General features: G+C 64.1%; 19 protein-coding genes. 9 read left to right on the top strand and 10 right to left on the bottom strand.

Annotation, left to right across the window (positions count from 1 at the left end; all coding sequences use genetic code 11):
* Positions 1-844 precede the first annotated feature (844 nt).
* Together QX124_RS21740 and QX124_RS21735 are read right to left on the bottom strand one after the other, a co-directional pair.
* Entirely contained in the window at positions 845-2,044 is a 1,200-nt protein-coding gene (locus QX124_RS21740; protein WP_315778450.1) for a hypothetical protein, read from the bottom strand.
* A complete protein-coding gene (locus QX124_RS21735; RefSeq protein ID WP_315714183.1) occupies positions 2,041-2,916 on the bottom strand; it encodes a DUF6502 family protein in 876 nt (291 codons plus the stop codon). Before QX124_RS21735 ends, QX124_RS21740 begins: the two co-directional genes overlap by 4 nt.
* A gap of 101 nt (positions 2,917-3,017) precedes the next feature.
* Here QX124_RS21735 and QX124_RS21730 point away from each other — a divergent pair, with 101 nt between their 5' ends.
* From QX124_RS21730 to QX124_RS21705, 6 genes are all read left to right on the top strand, one after another.
* Positions 3,018-4,238 carry a glycosyltransferase gene (locus QX124_RS21730; RefSeq protein WP_315798233.1) on the top strand — a complete coding sequence of 407 codons (1,221 nt, stop codon included), beginning with the start codon at positions 3,018-3,020 and terminating at the stop codon, positions 4,236-4,238.
* 169 nt (positions 4,239-4,407) lie between these two features.
* Positions 4,408-4,962 (top strand): hypothetical protein, encoded by a 555-nt coding sequence (locus QX124_RS21725; RefSeq protein WP_315798232.1) that lies wholly within the window; start codon positions 4,408-4,410, stop codon positions 4,960-4,962.
* Positions 4,963-5,331: 369 nt separating this feature from the next.
* A complete protein-coding gene (locus QX124_RS21720) occupies positions 5,332-7,023 on the top strand; it encodes a PQQ-dependent methanol/ethanol family dehydrogenase (protein ID WP_409997732.1) in 1,692 nt (563 codons plus the stop codon).
* A 141-nt stretch (positions 7,024-7,164) separates the two neighbouring features.
* Positions 7,165-8,379, top strand: coding sequence for a c-type cytochrome (locus QX124_RS21715; protein ID WP_315798230.1), 1,215 nt, complete (start codon positions 7,165-7,167; stop codon positions 8,377-8,379).
* A 72-nt stretch (positions 8,380-8,451) separates the two neighbouring features.
* On the top strand, positions 8,452-9,141 hold the full coding sequence (locus QX124_RS21710; protein ID WP_315798229.1) for a response regulator transcription factor: 690 nt from the start codon (positions 8,452-8,454) through the stop codon (positions 9,139-9,141).
* A 210-nt stretch (positions 9,142-9,351) separates the two neighbouring features.
* Complete coding sequence (locus QX124_RS21705; RefSeq protein ID WP_315798228.1) at positions 9,352-10,086, top strand: response regulator transcription factor; 735 nt, start codon at positions 9,352-9,354, stop codon at positions 10,084-10,086.
* Here QX124_RS21705 and QX124_RS21700 read toward each other — a convergent pair.
* Together QX124_RS21700 and QX124_RS21695 are read right to left on the bottom strand one after the other, a co-directional pair.
* Complete coding sequence (locus QX124_RS21700; protein WP_315798227.1) at positions 10,040-11,392, bottom strand: ATP-binding protein; 1,353 nt, start codon at positions 11,390-11,392, stop codon at positions 10,040-10,042. The genes QX124_RS21705 and QX124_RS21700 overlap by 47 nt on opposite strands.
* Positions 11,389-12,561, bottom strand: coding sequence for an FIST N-terminal domain-containing protein (locus tag QX124_RS21695; protein ID WP_315785564.1), 1,173 nt, complete (start codon positions 12,559-12,561; stop codon positions 11,389-11,391). Before QX124_RS21695 ends, QX124_RS21700 begins: the two co-directional genes overlap by 4 nt.
* Positions 12,562-12,774: 213 nt before the next feature.
* Between QX124_RS21695 and QX124_RS21690 the strand changes: the two genes are divergently transcribed.
* On the top strand, positions 12,775-13,146 hold the full coding sequence (locus QX124_RS21690; protein WP_315785562.1) for a c-type cytochrome: 372 nt from the start codon (positions 12,775-12,777) through the stop codon (positions 13,144-13,146).
* A gap of 844 nt (positions 13,147-13,990) precedes the next feature.
* Here QX124_RS21690 and QX124_RS21685 read toward each other — a convergent pair.
* From QX124_RS21685 to QX124_RS21665, 5 genes are all read right to left on the bottom strand, one after another.
* Positions 13,991-14,311: a hypothetical protein gene (locus QX124_RS21685; protein ID WP_315733716.1), complete on the bottom strand. Its 321-nt coding sequence runs from the start codon at positions 14,309-14,311 to the stop codon at positions 13,991-13,993.
* 208 nt (positions 14,312-14,519) lie between these two features.
* Entirely contained in the window at positions 14,520-14,714 is a 195-nt protein-coding gene (locus QX124_RS21680) for a hypothetical protein (protein WP_315798226.1), read from the bottom strand.
* A gap of 43 nt (positions 14,715-14,757) precedes the next feature.
* Positions 14,758-14,991 carry a type II toxin-antitoxin system HicB family antitoxin gene (locus QX124_RS21675; RefSeq protein ID WP_315798225.1) on the bottom strand — a complete coding sequence of 78 codons (234 nt, stop codon included), beginning with the start codon at positions 14,989-14,991 and terminating at the stop codon, positions 14,758-14,760.
* Entirely contained in the window at positions 14,988-15,602 is a 615-nt protein-coding gene (locus QX124_RS21670) for a hypothetical protein (RefSeq protein ID WP_315798224.1), read from the bottom strand. The genes QX124_RS21675 and QX124_RS21670 overlap by 4 nt, the downstream gene beginning before the upstream one ends.
* Before the next feature lie 507 nt (positions 15,603-16,109).
* On the bottom strand, positions 16,110-17,039 hold the full coding sequence (locus QX124_RS21665) for a hydrogen peroxide-inducible genes activator (RefSeq protein ID WP_315798223.1): 930 nt from the start codon (positions 17,037-17,039) through the stop codon (positions 16,110-16,112).
* Positions 17,040-17,267: 228 nt separating this feature from the next.
* Between QX124_RS21665 and katG the strand changes: the two genes are divergently transcribed.
* The gene (katG, locus tag QX124_RS21660; protein WP_315798222.1) at positions 17,268-19,448 is read left to right on the top strand and encodes a catalase/peroxidase HPI; all 2,181 of its coding nucleotides are present in this window, start codon (positions 17,268-17,270) and stop codon (positions 19,446-19,448) included.
* Positions 19,449-19,544: 96 nt separating this feature from the next.
* Here the strand turns inward: katG and QX124_RS21655 are convergent, their stop codons facing one another.
* Positions 19,545-20,360, bottom strand: a complete 816-nt coding sequence (locus tag QX124_RS21655; protein ID WP_409997727.1) for a lytic transglycosylase domain-containing protein — start codon at positions 20,358-20,360, stop codon at positions 19,545-19,547.
* Between QX124_RS21655 and QX124_RS21650 the strand changes: the two genes are divergently transcribed.
* Complete coding sequence (locus QX124_RS21650; protein ID WP_315798221.1) at positions 20,341-20,508, top strand: hypothetical protein; 168 nt, start codon at positions 20,341-20,343, stop codon at positions 20,506-20,508. The two genes, QX124_RS21655 and QX124_RS21650, sit on opposite strands and share 20 nt — an antisense overlap.
* Positions 20,509-20,580 lie beyond the last annotated feature (72 nt).

The raw sequence follows: 20,580 nt of genomic DNA, 5'->3' as shown, positions 1-20,580 counted from the left end.
ACGTCCACTTTTCGTTCGTGCGGAAACACTGCCAAGTTCGGCGTCCGATGGCTCACAACGGCGACGTGCTGCCGTGGAGCTGGAAGCCGGCCGATCATGTCAAGATCTGAGGCCATGTGCAGCGGCCGGACGCTTACATCGGGCGTCTCTTCGCCTTCTTATTCGACATGATCGTCTCCTCTGTTCGATACTACACGGCTGCACATGAGCGGTCGACAACATAGCATTGGTCCGGCTTCCGTCGTGATCTCGCGGTGATGACATCTGGTGGTCCATCCGGGAGTCCGTGCTCAGCCCCGCCTGCCAAGCGGGCGCACATGTCCTCGTCAGGATCGCGGGGCAACACAGACACAATAGCGCGCTCGACGTCTCAATCGAGTTGTCATCGCCGGCAAGATAGCGTGCTCTCCGCATCCGCTTCGATCCACCAAACGTCTCTCCGCCGATCAGCGGAAACTCAGCCAATCTTCTGTCGCCGCACTGTCTGCGAGACGGCGCTCGCCAGAGCCGCGAGCGCCGTCGGGTTGTTCATATTCTGCTCAGCCGCGGGCTCGTCGCTCCGTGCGTCGCAGAAACATCGCGCGGCGAATCCACCCGCATCGCCACGCCCTTGGGAATCGGGGAGGTCTTCACTACAACCATTCTCGCCCGAAATCGAACACCCCACCCTTTGCAGATCAATTACTTAGCTCGCCAAAAAATCGCAAAATCCCTATTTTCAAGCGCGAATCCGCGAACTCGGGCTAGCAGTTCGCAGCGCAAGTTGCTCGCGATGAATCGCATAGCGAAGCTGGACGACGCTGCGAGCGCGCGCCTCTCGCCCGCTCTGCCAAATCTTCGTTGTTCATCGCCGGCCGCGGCCGCCGCCCAGGCCGGGAGGACTGCCGCCGCCAAGGCCGGGAGGACCCCCGCCGCCAAGACCGGGAGGACCGCCGCCTCCAAGGCCGGGAGGACCGCCACCGCCAAGGCCGGGAGGACCGCCACCGCCAAGGCCGGGAGGACCGCCGCCGCCAAGGCCGGGAGGACCGCCACCGCCCAGCCCGGGAGGACCGCCGCCTGGCACAGTAGCGCCGCCCGGGACGTCCGAGCCGCCGGGCGTCGCGCCCGGAGTTTGCTCGGATCTCGTACCTTGGATCGAGTCACCCGGAAATTTGTTGACGGACTGGATGGATTCAACCCGCAAGCCACGGGAACTGTCAAAGGTGGCGTTCACGACCACGCGGGCATTACCTGAGGATGCGAAGCGACTATTGTCATGCGCGACATAGCCCGAGCCGAATTGCAGATAGCTGCCGACGCGGCGGACATAGCCTTCGATCGACAGACGGTTCGCGCCGAAGAAATCAGAGAGGTCGTCAGCCCTTATGCGCGAGATCTGCATCACGCCTTGCGTAACGCGGCCCTCAGCCTGAACACGTTGTCCGACGAGTGCGGCATCGGCGCCGTTGAGTCGCAACCCGCCTATTCGCAGGCCGCCGCGATCGCGTTCGAGTGGTCCGGAAACCCGCGTTGTCGCGTTAAGGCGTTGCTCGACCAGGCTTGAGACGATCACGCCGTCGATGCGGCGCACCCCGAAGACCGCGACATTGGCGCCCGGACGGCGCCAGCTTTCGTGGCCGGCCGCTATGATCCGCTGGCCCAGCACGGTCATCTCGCCGTCCCTGACGCTTTCGATAGGCCCCATCACCTCGCTGACCACGTTGACGCCGCGGGTGATCAGCGAACCGTTCGCCTGCGGCAGCGCCAGCACACGGGCCAGATGTCCGATCTTGAGCGCCTTCGCCGATACCGGTTCGCCATCGATCCGCACCGGGACGTTCGGCGCATAGCTGATGCGTTGGCCGTTGACGAAAATGCTGCCGAAACGCTGAATGACGCCAACAATGCCGGTGCCGCCGATGCCCTGATCGTGGCCACGCGTGATACCGGTGCCGCCGATACCCTGATCGCTGCCGCGGCGCACCTGCGCCCAGGCGGAGGACGATCCGGCAAGCCAGAGTCCCATAAGCAACGAGCGGCGCGAGATGACGGGCTGCTTGGTCATGACGAGCCGCCTTCGTCAGCATCACCATTCGCCGCGTCGTCCGGACCTTCGCTGTAAATGTAGATGCCGAAATTCCAGCGGTGGTCGCCGCCCTTGTCCCTGGCGAGCGCGCGGTTTGCTTCCCGGTTGGCGATCTTCAGGGCGTCCATGGCCAGTTCGCGCGAACGCCCTTCGAGACGTTTTGCGAGCTTGGCCGAAAGGCCGTCATAGTGCACCGCGCGTTCGAGGAAACGGGGTGCTGGCCCGGATACGTTTTCGGCGGCTGCCGCGATATGATCATGCAGGTTACGGCCGAGATAGTGCCATTTGCGCTCGTCATCGCCGCGCGGAACGAAGCCAGTATCCACCAACACGATCTCTTCATCGCCGTTGATGGTCACGAGCTCGCGGTCCAGCCATTCATCCAGCACTGCGCGCGGGCGGACATCCTTCGTGATCGAACTGACGAGCTGCTCGAACGAGGGCGCATCGCCACTGGCCATGCGCGGCAAGGGCAGCGGATCGCCGTTCGCGTCCGTGAACTCCGGAGCGGCGAGCCAGCGTGCCATGATCGCGCTGGTCAGCGACAGAGTGGCAGGCGTTTCATTGACCGGCGCACCGGCGCCGCGCAGCCGCGCAACCTCCTTGCGGTGAATTCCGGTGAGCAGACTCACGCGGCTGTCGGTCTGCTCCTTTCCCTCCAGGGCAAAGTCGTGCTCGGCAACATTGACGAAGAGTTCTCGCAACAGCTGAGCCAGCTCAGGAAATGTCATTCCGCCGCGGATGCATAGCCGCACCAGCGGGCGCAGCAGGCGCGCCAAGGGCGCGCGCAGGCTCGCCGCCGCAATCGGCTGATGCGAAGCCGACTTCGATCTCCGGGATTTGGCGTTCATGGCGAAATTGTAGCGGCGAGCCCCGTGGGATACAATCCCACTTTTTCGTCGAGACCAATTGACGTGTGAAATTTTCCCACATATACAGAGAGCGCTCAGTCATGGAGAGTTCGGCCATGCTCGCTCCCTCTCGGCGCCTCTCGGTGCTTCACATCTTCAATGACTGCTATCCAGACCTGTTCGGCGGAGCCCCGTCGGTGATCCGCGACATATGCGCAGGACTGAAAGACGCGTTCACCGCCTGCGTGCTGGTCTGCTCCAAGTCGAACGGGCAACGGCGCATCGTCGTGAATGGCGTAACGATCGAGCGCGTGCGCTCGTTCGGCGATGTAGGTTCGCTTCCGGCCGCGCCGACTTATCCGCTGCGGTTGTGGCGCCAGGTCGCCGATCACGATCTGCTCGCGCTTCATGCACCGTTTTCGCTCGCCGATCTCATGCTCGCCCTGGGGTTGGGCCGCGATCGACCTTTGGTCGTGCACTACCATGCGGACATCGTTTCGCATGCCGGACTGAGGTGGTTTATGAAGCCGCTGTTGCGCCGGACGCTGCGGCAGGCGGACGCAATCATCGTGTCCAATGCCATTCTGCTGTACAGCAGCCCGCTGCTGCAGGAATTCGCTGAGAAATGTCACGTCGTTCCGTTCGGCGTCGATGCCTCGAAGTACGATTGGCCGGAGCCGCGCGACAATGACGCTGCCGAACGCGATCGTGGACGGCTCGTGCTGGCTTGCGGGCAACTCGTCCCCTACAAGGGCTTCGATGTGCTGGTGCGAGCGGCGGTCGGTCACCGCTTTGAGGTCTGGATCATCGGCGAGGGTCCAGACCGGGCGCGGCTTGAACGAATGATTCATAGCCTCGGCGTCGCGGATCGCGTCCGCCTGCTCGGCTCCGCGCCGAAGGCCAAACTCGCCAGTCTCATGTGTACAGCGGACGTCTTTGTCCTGCCGTCCGTGACCAATGCGGAAACGTTTGGCATCGCTCAACTGGAAGCGATGGCGGCGGGACGGCCGATCATCAATACATGGCTTGACACAGCCGTTCCACGCGTGGCGCGCGACGGCATCGAGGCCATCACCGTTCCACCCGGCAATCATGTTCGGTTGGCGGAAGCAATCGAGATATTGCTCCGCGATCCAGAGCGGCGCTGGCGCATGGGCCATGCCGCCCGGCTTCGCGCAACGACGCAATATTCCGTCGACGCCTTCGGGAAAGGAATCGAAACTGTCTATCGCCATGCCGTGATGACCAAGGCATCAAGCCGGTCGACCCTGGCTTCACGCCCCGGAACAATCGGAACGGGTCCGGAAAATCGACATTGCTGAGACTGATTGTGCTGAAACTCGTCGCGCAGGCTCAGCTCGCGATCACGATCCGTGAATAGTCAGGAAGGAGCTACTTATGTACTCGCAAAGCATACCTCTCGTAGAGAATGCGTGGGACGGGCCTGCGCGCGATCCAAACGCCCGATTCGATCCGCGGATTGGAAAGCCCATGAAACCGCCTGGCCGTTCTCCTCGCCCCTCCGGCCTCAAGGACGACAATATCGCGAGCGACCGGCCGTCGATTGGCAGGCGAACACTCCACACCCTTGCCCGGCTCGTTATTGCAGTTCTCATCGGTATCGGCGCCACCCTTGCCTGGCAGTCCTACGGTAACGCAGCAAGGGACAAGGTGGTGGCCCGGGCTCCATCGCTGGGCTGGTTGTTATCCGTCTCGACGACGAAGTCGCCAGCCATTGCTGCAACTGTCCCGGACCCGATGCAGCAGCTTGAGCCCCTGGCGTTCAATCTCGATGTCGTGCGGCGCAGCGTCGAGCAACTCGCCGGCAAGCAAGAGCAGATGGCCCAGAGCATTGCGACGCTGCAAGCTGTCGCAGACGACATCAGACAGAGAATGTCGACAACCCCGCCTTCGTCGCTGTCCCAGCAGCTAGCGGCCCCGATCCCGCAGCATAAACCCTCGCAACCCAGGGCGCAGTCATCGGCTGTGCAGTCGTCAGTGCCTCGTCCGCTGCCCTCTGCCGGACCACCCCTGCTCCCGCGCTGATGGCCCAGATTGCCGGCGAGCTTTTTATCGATGGGACGTAGACGCGCGCGGCACGACGGTGCGTAAGCTGCGCCTCAAGTCACGTATCGTGAATTTGTCGATACCCGCTTCCTTGATCACGCGATTGACCATCGTGTTGAAGTCGGACATTTGGCGTCCGGACTTCATAAGCCTGCGAAACTGCTGGAGAATCGACGTTCAACGGCAGCCCCACGGCCTACTACCTTCCGCCTATGAGAGCCTGGCAGAGCTGATGCTGTAATCGCTCCCGATGCTTGCAGCGCGACTGCACATCTGGGGCTTGGCGCGCACGTGCCACAACAAAGAAATATGCGGAGGGAACTGATGAATTTCACGAGCAGGAGATTCTTGGCTGGCATCTCGACGGTTGCCTTCCTCGTTGCCGGCACGCTTGGCGTCCGCGCCAACGACTCGGCGCTGAAGGCCGCCGGCGAGCCCGGGGCCTGGGCGATGGCGGGCCATGATTACGGCAACACCCGGTTCAGCCCGCTCAAGGAGATCAACACCGAGAACGCCGGCAAGCTGTCGCTGGTCTATTCGTTCTCGCTGGCCTCGCTACGCTCGAACGAGGCCTCGCCGATCGTGATCGGCAACACGCTCTACGTCTCGACGTCGTGGGGGCCGAAATACGTCTATGCGCTTGATGCCGCGACCGGCGCGCGCAAATGGACCTATGAGCCGGACATTCCGGACGATACGCTGCAATATGCCTGCTGCGACGTGAACAGCCGCGGCATCTCCTATGCCGACGGCAAGCTGTTCGTCGGCCGGCTCGACGGCAAGCTGACCGCGCTCGATGCCGCCACCGGCAAGGAGCTCTGGACGTCCAAGGTGGTCGACTACAAGCAGGGCTCGGTGATCACCTCGCCGCCGCTGGTCGTGCGCGACAAGGTCATCACCGGCTTCGGCGGCGGCGAGTACGGCGTGCGCGGCTCGCTGCAGGCCTACGACATCAACTCCGGCAAAATGGTCTGGCAGACCTATACCGTGCCTGCGCCCGGCGAGCCCGGCAGCGAGACCTGGAAGGGCGACACCGGCCTGCATGGCGGCGGCGCGGCCTGGCTGGTCGGCTCCTACGATCCGAAGAGCGACACGGTCTATTGGGGCACCAGCAACCCCGGTCCTTGGAACACCGCTGTGCGCTCGACCGGCAATGGCGATTTCGGCAAGCTGACCAATCTGTATACGGCGTCCACGCTGGCGCTCGATCCGAACACCGGCAAGATCAAGTGGCACATCCAGACGACGCCTGCCGATGCCTGGGACTATGACGGCGTCAACGAGGCTATTCTCGCCGATCTCAAGGTTGGCGGTGCGGCTGTCCCGACGCTGATGAAGGCCGATCGCAACGGCTTCTTCTTCGTGGCCAACCGCGAGACCGGCAAGGTGATCTCGGCCGAGAAGTACGTCTTCGCCAACTGGGCGCAGAAATGGGACATCTCGACGTTGCGCGCGGTCGAGGATCCGGACAAACGGCCGGGCCCTGGACATCCCGTCAAGGACGTCTGCCCGAACCTGATCGGCGGCAAGAACTGGCAGCCGATGTCGTACAATCCGGACACCGGGCTGGTCTACATCCCGGCGAACAATGTCTGCATGGACTGGTCGGTCAGCGACGTCTCGTACAAGCGCGGTGTGTTCTATCTCGGTGCGGAATTCCCGACCAAGGAAGGCCCCGGCGGCTTCCTCGGTGAGCTCATCGCCTGGGATCCCGTGAACAACAAGAAGGTGTGGTCGATCCAGGAAGACCTTCCGTTCAACGGAGGCACGCTCAGCACCGCCGGCGGCCTGGTGTTCTCCGGCAATCTGCACGGCGATTTCCGCGCCATCGACGCCAAGACCGGCAAGATCCTGTGGAAGAAGAATCTCGGCTCCGGCATCGGCGCCGGTCCGGTGACCTATTCGGTGGACGGCAAGCAGTACGTCGCCGTCGTCGTCGGCCGCACCGCCTCGATCCCGGCCTTCCTGGGCGAGATCGGCAAGAAGATGACGAACGCGGCTCCCGAAGGCGGCGCCCTGTTCGTCTTCGCGGTTCAATAGCCGCAACGCTCGCGACGGATACGCGTGTCCCCGGACGCGGGACACGCGCAGCGTTCAGCCAATCCGCATCAAGCGGACGAAGACGGTCCGGCCGCGAGACCGAGCCGTACAAACAGATAAACAAGACCTGAGGGATCGAGGATGCGCCTGAATCGCCGTCAGACTGGCTCTAATTGGCGGGCCGCCGCCGAACTGGCAGCAAGCGCGACAGCTTTCGTCGCCTTGGTGGCCTCCACCGTGCTGGTCGCGTCGGCGGCGGGCCTGGCCAACGAGGCGGAGCCGCTGCGGCTTTGTGCGGATCCGACCAATCTTCCGTTTTCGAGCGACAATCCAACGCAGCCGGGATTCTATCTCGAGGTCGGCCAGGCGCTGTCGCGTGAGCTCGGCCGCCCCGTGACGTATGACTGGTACAAATCCTATTTCGGCAAGCGAACCGTGCGCGTGACGCTGCTGGGCAAGCAGTGCGACGCGATGATCGGCCTGCCGCTGTCCTCGGATTTCATGGGACCGACGGTGATCTTCTCGAAGAAGATCGCGACCGAGACCTACGCGCTTGTCAGCCGCGGAACGCTCGTCGTCCACAGCATCGACGACCTCCGAGGCAAGCGCGTCGCCGTGCAATACCAGACCACGCCGCAAAATCTGCTGGCCCAGCGCGACGACATCGAGAAGGTGACGGTGCTGACGCCGGACGAAGGCTTGGCGGCGCTGGCTCACGGCAAGGCCGACATCGCCTTCGTCTGGGGGCCGGTTGCAGGCTGGCTTAACAAGACGACCTACCAGAGCAGCTTCCGGATCCAGCCGGTCGAGGGCGACGGTCTGTCCTGGGATGCCGCAATCGGCCTTGCCAAGAGCTCCACGCAATTGCGCGATCAGATCGACGCCGCCCTGCCGCAGCTCGCATCGCGGATCGCCGAGCTGGCGGTCAAATACGGACTGCCAAGCGAGCCGTCGATCAGGCTCGGCGCCGTGCCGCGCCCGATCAAGCTGGCGTCGACGACTGACCCTGCTCAGCTTCTCCGCCAGCCGGTCGCCGAGGCGGCCGTGATCAGGGTTTCGGACTCGGCTGCTGCGAGCGATTCCAAGACCGAGGCGGTCAGCGCCGGCAAGGAGATCTTCAACGGCACCTGCGCACATTGTCATGGACCGGACGCCGTGCAGGCGGAACGGAAGATCGACCTGCGGCGGCTGCAGACCCGTTATGGCGAGGATATGCGCGACAAGTTTTGGACCACCGTGCATGAAGGCCGTCCGTCCAAGGGCATGCCGGCCTGGAAGGAGGTCTTTACCGACGAGCAGTTCGAGAGCATCTATGCGTTCCTGCAGACTGTGCAGTCGTCCGAAACGGCCAATTGAAGGAGGCGGACACCGGCCGCTCGATCTGCCGGATCACCTGGCGCGTGCAGGGGGCAAGTGAGGGGGGCGGACATGACGCGCTTTCTGATCATCGACGATCATCCGCTGTTTCGCGAAGCCCTTGGCAATGCGGTGCGTCTGGCGCATCCTGACGCCGAGATCTTCGAGGCGCTGTCGATTGCCGATGCGCTCAACACCCTCGCGCTAGAACCCGACATCGACCTGGCGCTGCTCGACCTGACGCTGCCCGATGCCGTGGGCTTCTCAGGATTCCTGCGGCTTCGTGCCACGCATCCCCGGCTTCCGGTCGCGATCGTCTCCAGTGATGAAGACCTCAACGTCGTGCGCGAGGCGCTTTCGCTCGGCGCCGCCGGCTATCTGCCGAAGTCGACCTCGAAGCGTGAGCTGACGTCCGCGATTGAGCGCGTGCTCAGCGGCTCGATCTCGGTCCCGAAGGACTTCGTGCCCGTGGCCGAGCGCCACGGCAACGGCTCCGCCCGCGCGCTGCAGGCGCGCCTCGAGGAGCTGACCCCGCAACAGCTTCGCGTCCTCGACCTGATCAGGCGTGGCTATCAGAACCGGGAAATCGCGGGCGAGCTTCAACTCGCGGAGTCGACCGTCAAGGCGCACATCACGGAGATCCTGAGAAAACTCCGCCTGTTCAGCCGCAACAAGGCCGTTATCGAGACCGGCAAGATCGCGCTGCCCGTTCCGGCCGACCGCCAGGGATCGCGCAACGCCTCGCGCAGAAAGCACCCGTAGCGCTATTGCTGCGCTGCAAGAGGTGACGGCCGCCGCAGGCGTCGCACCGTTGATGGCGTCTTGGTCGTTGATTGAGGCCGACCGACGCGCTATCGCTGGTGCTCCGGCCCTGACGTTCTTTCGAAGACGCAGCGCGCGCACTGGTTTGAATGTCAGATCCGCGACAATGAACAAACCGGATCTCCGATCCGGCCGGGGGGTGACAGGCACGTGGCTCGATTGCTCATCGTCGAGGACCATCCGCTGTTTCGCGAGGCGCTGGAGAGCGCGATCCGCGCCGCTCTGGCTGATGCCGAGATGCGCGAGGCAACATCCATCGACATGGCCGTCGATCTTCTGTCATCGCCTCCGAGATTCGACCTGATCCTGCTCGACCTCTCAACACCCGGAACGACCGGGCTCTCCGGCGTGATCCGCATTCGCAAGACCGTGCCGCGCACACCGATCCTGGTGGTTTCCGCGCATCAGGACCCGCGCCTCGTCGCCCATGTTCTCGCGCTGGGTGTTTCCGGTTACATCTCGAAATCAACCTCGAAGCAGCAACTGGCCGACGCGATCAAGGCGGTGCTGCGCGGCGAGGTCCACGTTGAAGGTGGCTCCCTCTGCGCCGGCGTGCGCCGTGGCCGACTTCCCGCTCAAGATCTCCTGAAGCGTCTTCACGAGCTGACGCCGCAGCAGCTGCGCGTGCTCGACCTGATCCGCCGCGGACTGCAGAACAAGCAGATCGCCTTCGAGCTCGGGATCTGCGAGACGACAGTGAAGGTCCACGTCTCTGAGATCCTGCGAAAGCTCCGCGTGATGAGCCGGACCAAGGCCATCATCGAGATGGAAAAGATCGACTTCGTGAACCTCATCAGCGGGCCACGCATGCCGGCGCGGGCGAGCGGCGTTGACGCGCTCATGACAGCAGGAACGACAACAGCGCGCGAAGCTCCGCAGGCCTGACCGGCTTGGTCAGGATCTCGAGCCCGTATTGGCTCGCTTCCCTGGCTGCATCTTCGGAATAGTCAGCGGTGACGATCATGGCCGCAACATCTCGGCTGAGGAATTGCCGGATGTCCCGGATGGCGGCAAGCCCGCTCTCGTCGCCATCCAGGTGAAGATCCGCGATGATCGCCTCGGGGGCCGCCCCGAGCGCACTCAGGCGCTGCAGCGCGTCCTTCGACGAGACCGTGGCCACGACGTCGCAGCCCCATTTCTCCAGCAGACCGACCATGGCATCGGCGGTGGCCAGGTCGTTTTCGATCAACAGGATCTTGGCGCCTTCGAGCCCGCCATAATCGTGCTCGACGTGCTCAGCAGGATGCGGATCCGGCGGTACGGCTGCCGGGTCTGCCCGGTCGAGCGCGAGCTTGAATGTGGATCCATGGCCAACCCGCGAAGCCAGCCTGACCTCATGGTCCAATGCATTGGCGAAGCGACGGACGATCGACAGGCCGAGCCCAAAGCCGGCCTGGTCCTCGGCGCTCGAATGACCGCGCTGGAATTCGAGGAAGATCGCTTCCTGCTGCGGCTTGGGAATGCCAGGGCCGGTATCGTAGACCTCGATGCGAACCCGGCCTGCCCCCGGTCCGCGCCGGCATCCCATGACGACGCCGCCTCGCCGCGTGTAGCGCAGAGCGTTCGCGAGGAGATTCTGCAAGATGCGCCGCAGCATCATAGCATCCGAGACCACCGCGACCGAGCAGGGACAAATGCGCAAGGACAACCCGCGTTTGGCCGCGATCGGGGCGAATTCGCGTTCGAGCGGCTCGAACAGGCTCGAGATCAGAACGGGCCTCACGTCGGGCCGCAGGGCTCCGGCATCGAGCTTGGCAATCTCCAGCAGGGATCGCAGCAGATCTTCCAGCATGGCCAGCGAATGGTCGACCTGGCCGACCATGGCTGTGCCACGATCGGACGAGACTTCGTCCGCCAAGGTCGACAGCGTCAGCCGCGCCGCGTTGAGTGGCTGAAGCAGATCATGCGTGACGGAGATGAGAACCGAGGATTTCAGGGAGCTGGCCGCTTCGGCCTGCTGCTTGGCCCGAAACAGGTCCTTGTTGGCCGTTTCGATCGAACGCAGCGCATCGCGCAGCTGCTGCGTCCGCTCGCGCACCTGCTGATCGAGTGCGATCGCCGTTTCGAACAGTGAGAACGCATTGAACTGCTGGTCCATCGAGCGCTCGACCCGGGACATCAGTGCGGCATTGATCTTCCTGAGCTTGGCCGCCTCGCGCTGCAGGTCTTCCGGAGACCCGACGACAGTCATTGCTGCGCCCCTGGACGCTTGCCGATCGCGACGCCGGTCAACGTCTGATTGACGTGCATTGAACCGTACTGCTCACCATAGGTATGGAACCCGACGATCCGGTTATCGCGATAGAGCTCGGACATTTCCCGCGCGAACTGATGCTGCTCAGCGTCGAGACGACGGAGGATGCACTCGAAACCGATGAAGATCGAGACCTCGCCGATGTCGTCTCGAACCTCGGCCAGCATCTCGCGGGCGGCGGCCACGGAGTTGCGCGACCTTGCCGCCGTCAGCACCATTCCTTCGTCGATCGCGCAGAAGAACCGCAGCGAGCCGTCAGGGCTGACGCGCTGAATCGAGCGCGCGAAATAGGAGCCGCCGACGCGCACCAGCACCGGATGGGCTGCAAACAGGAATGGGTCGAGCTCGGAATCCGCGATGCCCACCGCGCGGCAATATTCCTCCGCCGCCGGCTCGGCATTGAGCTGCTTGACGATACGCTGTTCGAGATCGGCCTCCGTCACCACCATCTTGGTCGAGGTCGGCTCGAAATTGTCACATTTGAACAGCCGGAACGGCAATGACGTCCTGATCAGGATCAGCACCGCCATGTCCGTATGCGCTTTGCCGTCGTGAAAGACCCAGGTGCGCTCGAAGCGCAGACCATCGCCGGCCGACCCGCCGACCAAGGGGATATTGTCGAGCGACGCATAGATCGCCGACATGATCGCCTCTTCGCGCTGGCACATGCCGTCGATCAGGACGAGCCCGAACACGCCGTCATCGTCGCGACCGCCGTGCCGCGACAGATCCTGCCTCAACTGGACGCCAAGGCGGCGGCCCTCGTCGACGCGGAAGCCCGACAGCCCGAAGATGGGCTGTGCGAATACCGTGAAATCATCGGCGGCAAAGCCGAGAGCGACGACGCTGTTGTCGTCCCAGCCATCGGGCGACAGCTCTCCAGCCGTCGTACAACCATACACGGGGATGTCTGCGAGACGGGTCGTCACTTCCGCCATGAACGCGTTTGGGTCGTAGTGGGGCGACAGGAAGATCAGCACCATGGCCAAGCCGTCAGCCGGCAACTGGCCGCAGATGTCGGCCGCCGCGGCGGCCTCCGTCGCAGCCTTCGACTTCGCCGCAATCACGCCAGACGGACGCGCGGGCCGAGGATCGGCGTCTCCCACCGGGCACCTCCCAGAACGACACTTGGGTTTCGTGTTGGTGATCGTTCGTTTTTTTAGAAGATTAAGCCAATTGAGCAGCAACGGCAACTGCGCGGCTTGATCCAGAACAAGGACTTGGGCCGGGCTGTCGTCAGATCATCTGCACCGATCTGCTCACCGGCCTGGCCGCGGGGCTGGCCCGCGCCCGCTCCGGATCAAAAGGGAAGGATTCGCATGCTCCGCCGCATCGCTCTTGTCGTTGTTCTCGCAAGTCTGGCGTCGAGCGCCCAGGCGCTGGATGGAGATCCCGTCGCTGGGAAGGGCATCTTCCAGCGCATCTGCCAGAATTGCCACTCTGCCGAGATAGGCATCAACAAGGTCGGCCCGAGCCTCTGGAACATCGTCGGACGGCAACCGGCGGCTGTACCGGACTACGCCTACTCCGAGGGCATGAAAAAAAACAACGCGCCTTGGACCACGACCGCGCTGGATGCCTATATCGCCGATCCGCGCGGGGACGTTCACGGCGTCAAGATGTATTTCAAGGGATTGGCGGACGCGAAGGAGCGGGCCGACGTCGTCGCCTATCTGTCGACGCTGAAATAGCGCAGCCGGGGAAGCTTACGCTACCGCAAGGCCTCCTTGCGTTAACTGCACTCGTCACAGAATCTGTACTCTGCTCTCCACGTCGACCCGCAAAAGGCGGCTGTTGCGGGGGCAACACTCTCACGTTTTCCTGCTTCCCGCGTCAGAACGCGGTTCGCCAGACTGCGGCCACTGGTATGCGATCGATCCCTGTCCGCCGACTGCTTCCGGATTAATATCTCAGGCCGGCACAACGGCGTCGCCGCCGATGGCACGGTCATTGTCGGCACCGACATCAATCCATCCGGCAACACCGAGACGATCATGCGCTGCAAGTGGCGGAAGGTCGTTATCTGACGGGGGAGTTTGACTGACACTCCCTCAGTTAGACTGGGCGGGACTTCCCAATAGCGAAGCTCAGCCGCTTGTGTGCAGGATGGCTCTACGGCCCAGGCAAGCCTCCAGCCGGTCTCTTCTTGAGGACTCAGGGTTTGCCAGCTCTCGGAAAATGCATTGTGTACCAATGATGGCTTCCGGACAACACGAGGTGGCCCCCTGATTGCCAAGTGATCTTAAGGTTCTCTAGGGAATCGAACCCCTGTTTCAGCCTAGAGAGGATGTTGCCCCCGACGGGCCGCACCAGAAACGATCCGAACAAACCGCAACGAACTCAATCGAAATCGAACGAGAACGCAGCAAAATCAACGAAGCCGATCGATACCTTGCCGCTCATCCCACGCGGCGCACTGCGCCCAGGTCGTGCATCGATCATGTCCCTCTGAATGAGGAGAGCGCGCGAGGAAGGCCGGACCTCGGCTGAGGCCCGGATCGGGATCTGCGATGGCGCCGCGGAACGCAGGGACACTCAACAATGAGCCGGGCCTGCCTTGTCCTTCAGGATCTCGCGGGCCGCGATCGCGATACGCCGGCACAGAGCCAACGCGGTCTCCCTGTCCTTCACATGGAAGATCTCGTCGCTGATCAGGCGGTCGGCGAGCCAGGCGCGGAAGGCCTGCTCGCTGTCCGCCGTGAACGTGCCGTCCTCATAGACGAATCCACTGAGGGGCCCCTCGATCACGTAATCCGTCTCATCGGCATGTTGCGAGGACCGCGCGCATTGCGCCCAGACGCGGCCTTCCTCGTCGACGACGGCCAACACGCCGTCATCGCGCTGTTCGACTTTCATTCCTACCTCCGCAGCGCGTGAACAAAGGCGAGCCTTCTCCACGCCATTGCGAGCGCAGCGACGCAATCCAGAGTCTTTCCGTAGAGGCAGTCTGGATTGCTTCGTCGCTGACACTCCTCGCAATGACGGAGGAGAGGTGATGCGCTCTCTGTTCGCCCCGAGCCTGCCGCCTGCCCCCGGTCCGCACGATACGGCCGCCGCCGGATCGCTAGCCCTGCCGCGGACAGCTGATCTCCTTGTAGACGGCGTCGGCAAACGCCTTGATGCCGGTGTTGATGCGCAAGGGCGAGGTCAGCGTCTGATAGGTGACGATGCCGCGCGTGATCGACAGCACCTTGTAGCTCTCGGCGATCTTCGTCTTGTAGCACTTGCCGACCTGGATGGCGTCCTCTGTCAATGGCATGCTGTCTCCCGTCGCATTGGCGTCCCGGACCTCACATCAAGAATCACGCCAGCGGCACGGCAGCTCGCGCCGCGGCCGGGACCGGCGGCCCGCGATCGACGGCCTTGAGCGCGTCGAGACATGCCAACAGCGCCTGCTGACCGTCGGCAACCGCCTCCTCGGCGTTGGCGCCGATGCCGATGACCCCGGGAATGTCGGGGAAGGTGACGAGAAAGCCGCCGCCATCCTCGGCGCCGAGCGCCGTGACCTCATAGGCATAGACGCGGGAATCGCTCATCGCGCCGCCTCGTCCATTCCGTCGATCATCGCCACGAAGGCCCGGACATGCGGCGGCCTGATCCTCGCCTTCAGCGGGATCGTCACGCAATTCGGGACCGCGGGATGCAGGAACACCTCGTGGGTGCCGGTGATCTTGCGAAACTTGATCGCGTATTGCGAGGCGATGATCTCGAAATCGACCGGCTTCCAGTCGCCGCCCGGACTCGCCCGCAGCGCATCGATGCGGCGCGACTGCGTCCGGCCCTGTCGGCTTTCCGACGCGTCGCCGGACGTCGCTACGCCGTTGTCCCTCGCGGCGTCGTCCGTTGTCGCGCCGCGCCCCTCGGGAAGTACCAGTTGCAGGAAAGCCGCGATGAAGTCACCGACCGTGTCGCTGCGATGCGCCAGGCGCCAGTTCTGCGACAGCACGAGCCTGGCGCCGCTCGCTGCATTGTGGCGCGCAACGAGTTCGTCCATCATGGTCAGGACCCTGACGACGCTTAGATTGTAGGGCTCCTGGGTGAACTTCCGCGCGAGGTCGACGCGCTCCCGCCTGAGGCTCGCGTTCTCGATGAGCCAATCGATAATCGTGGCAGCCCAGAACTCCCGGGCATTGCGCGGCTCAGACATGGACCGTTCTCCAGGCTCGCGGTCTCGACCAGCAAGCCGCGCGAGCGGCGAACCGACCGACCGAGATCACAATCCGACGGCATCGCCACACCGCATGCGCGTCGGACGTTCAACCGCTCGCGGAGATCGATACAAGACTTATGCCATGGGAAAGCAGGACATCAGGGGCCATCACGACGGCGCGTTCCGACCCAGCGGGGCGCAGCGGAGGTCTCGTCAGCCGGCTAGCCGTCACGCCAGATCGCCTGCGCGATCTGGCGCGCAGACGATCTCGTGTCAGAGGATCAATCGGCCGATCTCACCACCACGGGCCGCGCCAATGACCACCCAACCATCATAGCGGTGCCGCCAATATGGACGGGCCTCGTATGGACGACCGTAGTACGGCCCGTAGCCGACGCCGACATAGCCGTAGAGAGCTGCTGCCGCCCGTTCTCCTTCTCCGGCAGGAGACGGACAAATCTCCGCATCGCGGAACGTTCCGGGAGAAACGCACGACGTCTGCGCTCACCCTCGCCGCTTGCGGCCCTGCCCGGCCGCGGCCTGCTTGCGCAGACCCTGGGCCGCGCTGCCGACGATCTCGGAAATCTGCATCAGTTGCTTGGCGAGCGGGCTGGTCTTGCGCCAGACCATGCCGACCGTGCGCTGCGGCTGCGGATCGGCGAAGCGCGCCAGCGACACCGACGCCGAGCGCGTCTCGACGCCGACCGCCATCTCCGGAATCAACGTCACGCCCATGCCGGCGCCCACCATCTGCACCAGGGTCGACAGCGAGGAGGCATCGAGCATCTCGCGCGGCGCCTGCATGTTGCAGAACGACAGCGCCTGGTCGCGAAAGCAGTGCCCCTCCTCCAGCAACAGCAGCCGCATCTCGCGCAGCATCTCGCTGCTCGGCACCGCCGCCCCTTCATATTCCGGCGGCCGCACCAGCAGGAAGTTCTCCGCGAACAGCGCGACCTCAGTCAGCGACGGCTCCGAGACCGGCAGCGCGACGATGGCGGCATCGAGGCGGCCCTCGACCAGCTCCTCGATCAAGGTCGGCGTCTTGGACTCGCGGACGTGGATGTCGATCTCGGGATGTTTGCGCGTCAGGTTCCCGATCACCTTGGGCAGCAGATAAGGCGCAATCGTCGGGATCATGCCGAGCCGGAGCCGGCCGGTGAGCTTGTCGCGCGAGGCGCGGGCGAAGTCGCCGAGCTCATCGACCGAGCGCAGGATCTCGCGCACGCGCTCGGCGAGTTGCTCGCCGAACCGGGTCAGCACGACCTGGCGGGCGTTGCGCTCCAGCAGCACGCCGCCGAGCGCCTCCTCCATCTCCTTGATCTGCATCGACAGCGCCGGCTGCGAGATCGCGCAGGCCTCGGCGGCGCGGCCGAAATGCCCCAGACGCGCCAGCGCGTCGAAATAGCGAAGCTGCCGCATCGTCAAATGTATCATCAGATTATCTTATCGATCATCGCCGCGAAGTCAATTTTCCTGACCACAATCTTGAGATGCGGAGGTAACGCACCGTGTCCATATGCGTTTGGACAGCGTCACACCATATTCATCAGATAATCTTATCGTTATGATCATCAATCTCAATTTCCCCTGATCGAAGTAGCCGCGTAGGGTCCCGGCTCCCACCCCAGGGGGGAACCATGACGATCACGTCAGGAGGCAAACATGGATGACGTCAGCAAGTGCCCGTTCTCGGGCGGCTTGAAGGGATTTTCGAACAAGGATTGGTGGCCGAACCAGCTCAATCTGTCGGTCCTGCATCAGCACTCGAACCTCTCCGATCCGCTCGGCGAGGCGTTCGATTACTCCAAGGAATTCAAGAGCCTCGATCTCGACGCGCTGGTCAAGGATCTGCACGCGCTGATGACCGATTCGCAGGAATGGTGGCCGGCCGATTTCGGCCATTACGGTCCGCTGTTCATCCGCATGGCCTGGCACGCCGCCGGCACCTATCGCATCGGCGATGGCCGTGGCGGCGCCGGCACTGGTCAGCAGCGTTTTGCGCCGCTGAACAGCTGGCCGGACAACGCCAACCTCGACAAGGCCCGCCGCCTGCTGTGGCCGATCAAGCAGAAGTACGGCCAGAAGATCTCCTGGGCCGACCTGTTCGTGCTGACCGGCAACGTTGCGCTGGAATCGATGGGCTTCAAGACCTTCGGCTTCGGCGGTGGTCGCGCCGATACCTGGGAGCCCGAGCAGGACATCTATTGGGGCCCCGAGGGCAAGTGGCTCGCCGACGAGCGCTACAGCGGCGACCGCGAGCTCGCAGGCTCGCTCGCTGCCGTGCAGATGGGCCTCATCTACGTCAACCCGGAAGGCCCGAACGGCAATCCCGATCCGCTGGCTGCCGCGCGCGACATCCGCGAGACGTTCGCCCGCATGGCGATGAACGACGAAGAGACCGTGGCGCTGATCGCCGGCGGTCACACCTTCGGCAAGACCCACGGCGCGGGTGATGCGTCGCTGGTCGGGGCCGAGCCGGAAGGCGCCGACATCGCGCAGCAGGGTCTCGGCTGGGCCAGCAAGTACGGCTCCGGCAAGGGCGGCGATACCATCACCTCCGGCCTCGAAGTGATCTGGACGACGACGCCAACCAAGTGGAGCAACAACTTCTTCTGGAATCTGTTCGGCTATGAATGGGAGCTGACCAAGAGCCCGGCCGGCGCGCACCAGTGGAAGCCGAAGCATGGCGCCGGCGCCAACACCGTGCCGGATGCGCATGACAAGTCCAAGCGCCACGCGCCGTCGATGCTGACCACCGACCTCGCGCTGCGGTTCGATCCGGCCTACGAGAAGATCTCGCGCCGGTTCATGGAGAACCCGGATCAGTTCGCCGATGCCTTCGCCCGCGCCTGGTTCAAGCTGACCCATCGCGACATGGGTCCGAAGGTGCGCTACCTCGGCCCGCTGGTGCCGAAGGAAGATCTGATCTGGCAGGATCCGGTGCCGCCGGTCGACCATCCGCTCGTGGACGACAACGACGTCGCGTCGCTCAAGGCGAAGATCCTCGCTTCGGGTCTGTCGGTGTCGCAATTGGTGTCGACGGCCTGGGCCTCGGCCTCGACCTTCCGCGGCTCGGACAAGCGCGGCGGCGCCAATGGCGCGCGCATTCGCCTGGCTCCGCAGAAGGATTGGGCAGTCAACAACCCGGCCCAGCTCGCCAAGGTGCTCTCGACGCTCGAAGGCATCCAGAAGGAGTTCAACGCATCGGCCACCGGCGGCAAGAAGGTGTCGCTCGCCGACCTGATCGTGCTGGCCGGCAATGCCGGGGTCGAAGCGGCGGCCAAGAAGGCCGGCGTCGAGGTGACCGTGCCGTTCGTGCCCGGCCGCACCGATGCCTCGCAGGAGCAGACCGACGTCGAGTCGTTCGCGGTGCTCGAGCCGAAATATGACGGCTTCCGCAACTATCTCAGCGGCCAGCAGTGGCTGTCGGGCGAGGAGCTGCTGGTCGACAAGGCGCAACTGCTCACCTTGACCGCGCCGGAGATGACCGTGCTGGTCGGCGGCCTGCGCGTGCTCGGCGCCAACGCCAACGGCTCCAAGCATGGCGTGTTCACGGCGCAGACCGAGACGCTCACGAACGACTTCTTCGCCAACCTGCTCGACATGGGCGTGGTGTGGCGGCCGGTCGATCAGGGCGAGCACACCTTCGAGGGCCGCGACCGCAAGTCCGGCGCGATCAAGTGGACGGCCACCCGCGCCGACCTGATCTTCGGCTCGCACTCGCAGTTGCGGGCGCTGGCCGAGGTCTATGCGAGCTCGGATGCCAAGCAGAAGTTCGTCAAGGACTTCGTCGCCGCCTGGACCAAGGTGATGAACCTGGATCGGTTCGAGCTGAAGACCTAAGTCGAGAAGCTGACTGACCGAGAATAATGAGAGGCGGCGCTTCAGTGATGAAGCGCCGCTTCTTTCATTTCGACATGCTTGCCAGTCGCAAGCCTGTCAGCGCGCCGCGGCCGAGCCGCCGCCATCGATCTGGCGGCCCATCAGCGCGATCGCCTTCTGATAGACGCCGGCGGCGTTCCAGGCCTCGATGGCGGCGAAGTTCGGCTCGCCCGGCTGATAGCCGGCGCCTGCCTTCCAGCCATTGGCGCGCAGGAAGTTCGCGGTCGAGGCCAACGCGTTGGCGGCAACGTCGAGATTGCCCGTGCCATAGGCCAGGATGTTCTTCGGCATGAACTGAGTCTGCCCGACCTCGCCATGCATCGAGCCGCGGGTGTTGCCCGAGAGCACGCCGCGGTCGATCAGCTTGAGCGCGGCATAGAGCTGGTCGGTGAAGAACTCCGGACGGCGGCAATCATAGGCGAGCGTCGCGATCGACGACAGCATGTGCTGATTGCCGCGCTGGCTGCCGAACGCGCTTTCCATGCCCCAGATCGCGATCAGGGGTCCGGGCGGCACGCCGTAGCGCTGCTCGATCGAGGCGAACATCGCCGCCTGCGACTGCTTGAGCTGGCGGCCGCGCGCGACGATCGCCGCAGCCCCGCGCTTGGCGAGGAACTGATCGAGCGAGAGCTGGAAGCTGCGCTGGCCGCGATCGGCGGCGACCGTCGCCGAGGCGTAGTTGGTCTGCATCAGCGCGGCGATCGCGGTGCCGCCGACGCCCTTCGCCCTCGCCTCCTCGCTGAATTCGCGCTTCCACGCCTCGAACCCCGCCGGCGACGAGCCGCACTGCGCCGCCTGCGCAACGCCGCCGCAGGCTGCGAGCAGCGTCGCGGCAGTGAACGTGAAGGTGATCATGGCCCGCCGGTTGATCATTCAGACTCCTCTGGTCGCGTCCGCCGATGCGGCCTGCATCGTGCCCCTGTCGGAACATCAGGCGCCGCTGCGGCAATATCGGCCGCCCCTGGTTGAAACGGCGACAACCTATCGGAAATGGAAGAAAATCATAGCCGGCGGCGCGTGAGCCGCAGATGAACGCGCCGAGTGCCGCCTGTGAACGAGCAGCAGGACGATCGGCCCAGGCTGCCGTGCAGGT

It is taken from the genome of Bradyrhizobium sp. SZCCHNRI3043 (assembly GCF_032377735.1).
In the GTDB taxonomy this organism is placed as follows: domain Bacteria; phylum Pseudomonadota; class Alphaproteobacteria; order Rhizobiales; family Xanthobacteraceae; genus Bradyrhizobium.
The sequence above is the reverse complement of the archived record's forward strand: the minus strand, read 5'-3'. Positions and strand labels throughout refer to the sequence as shown.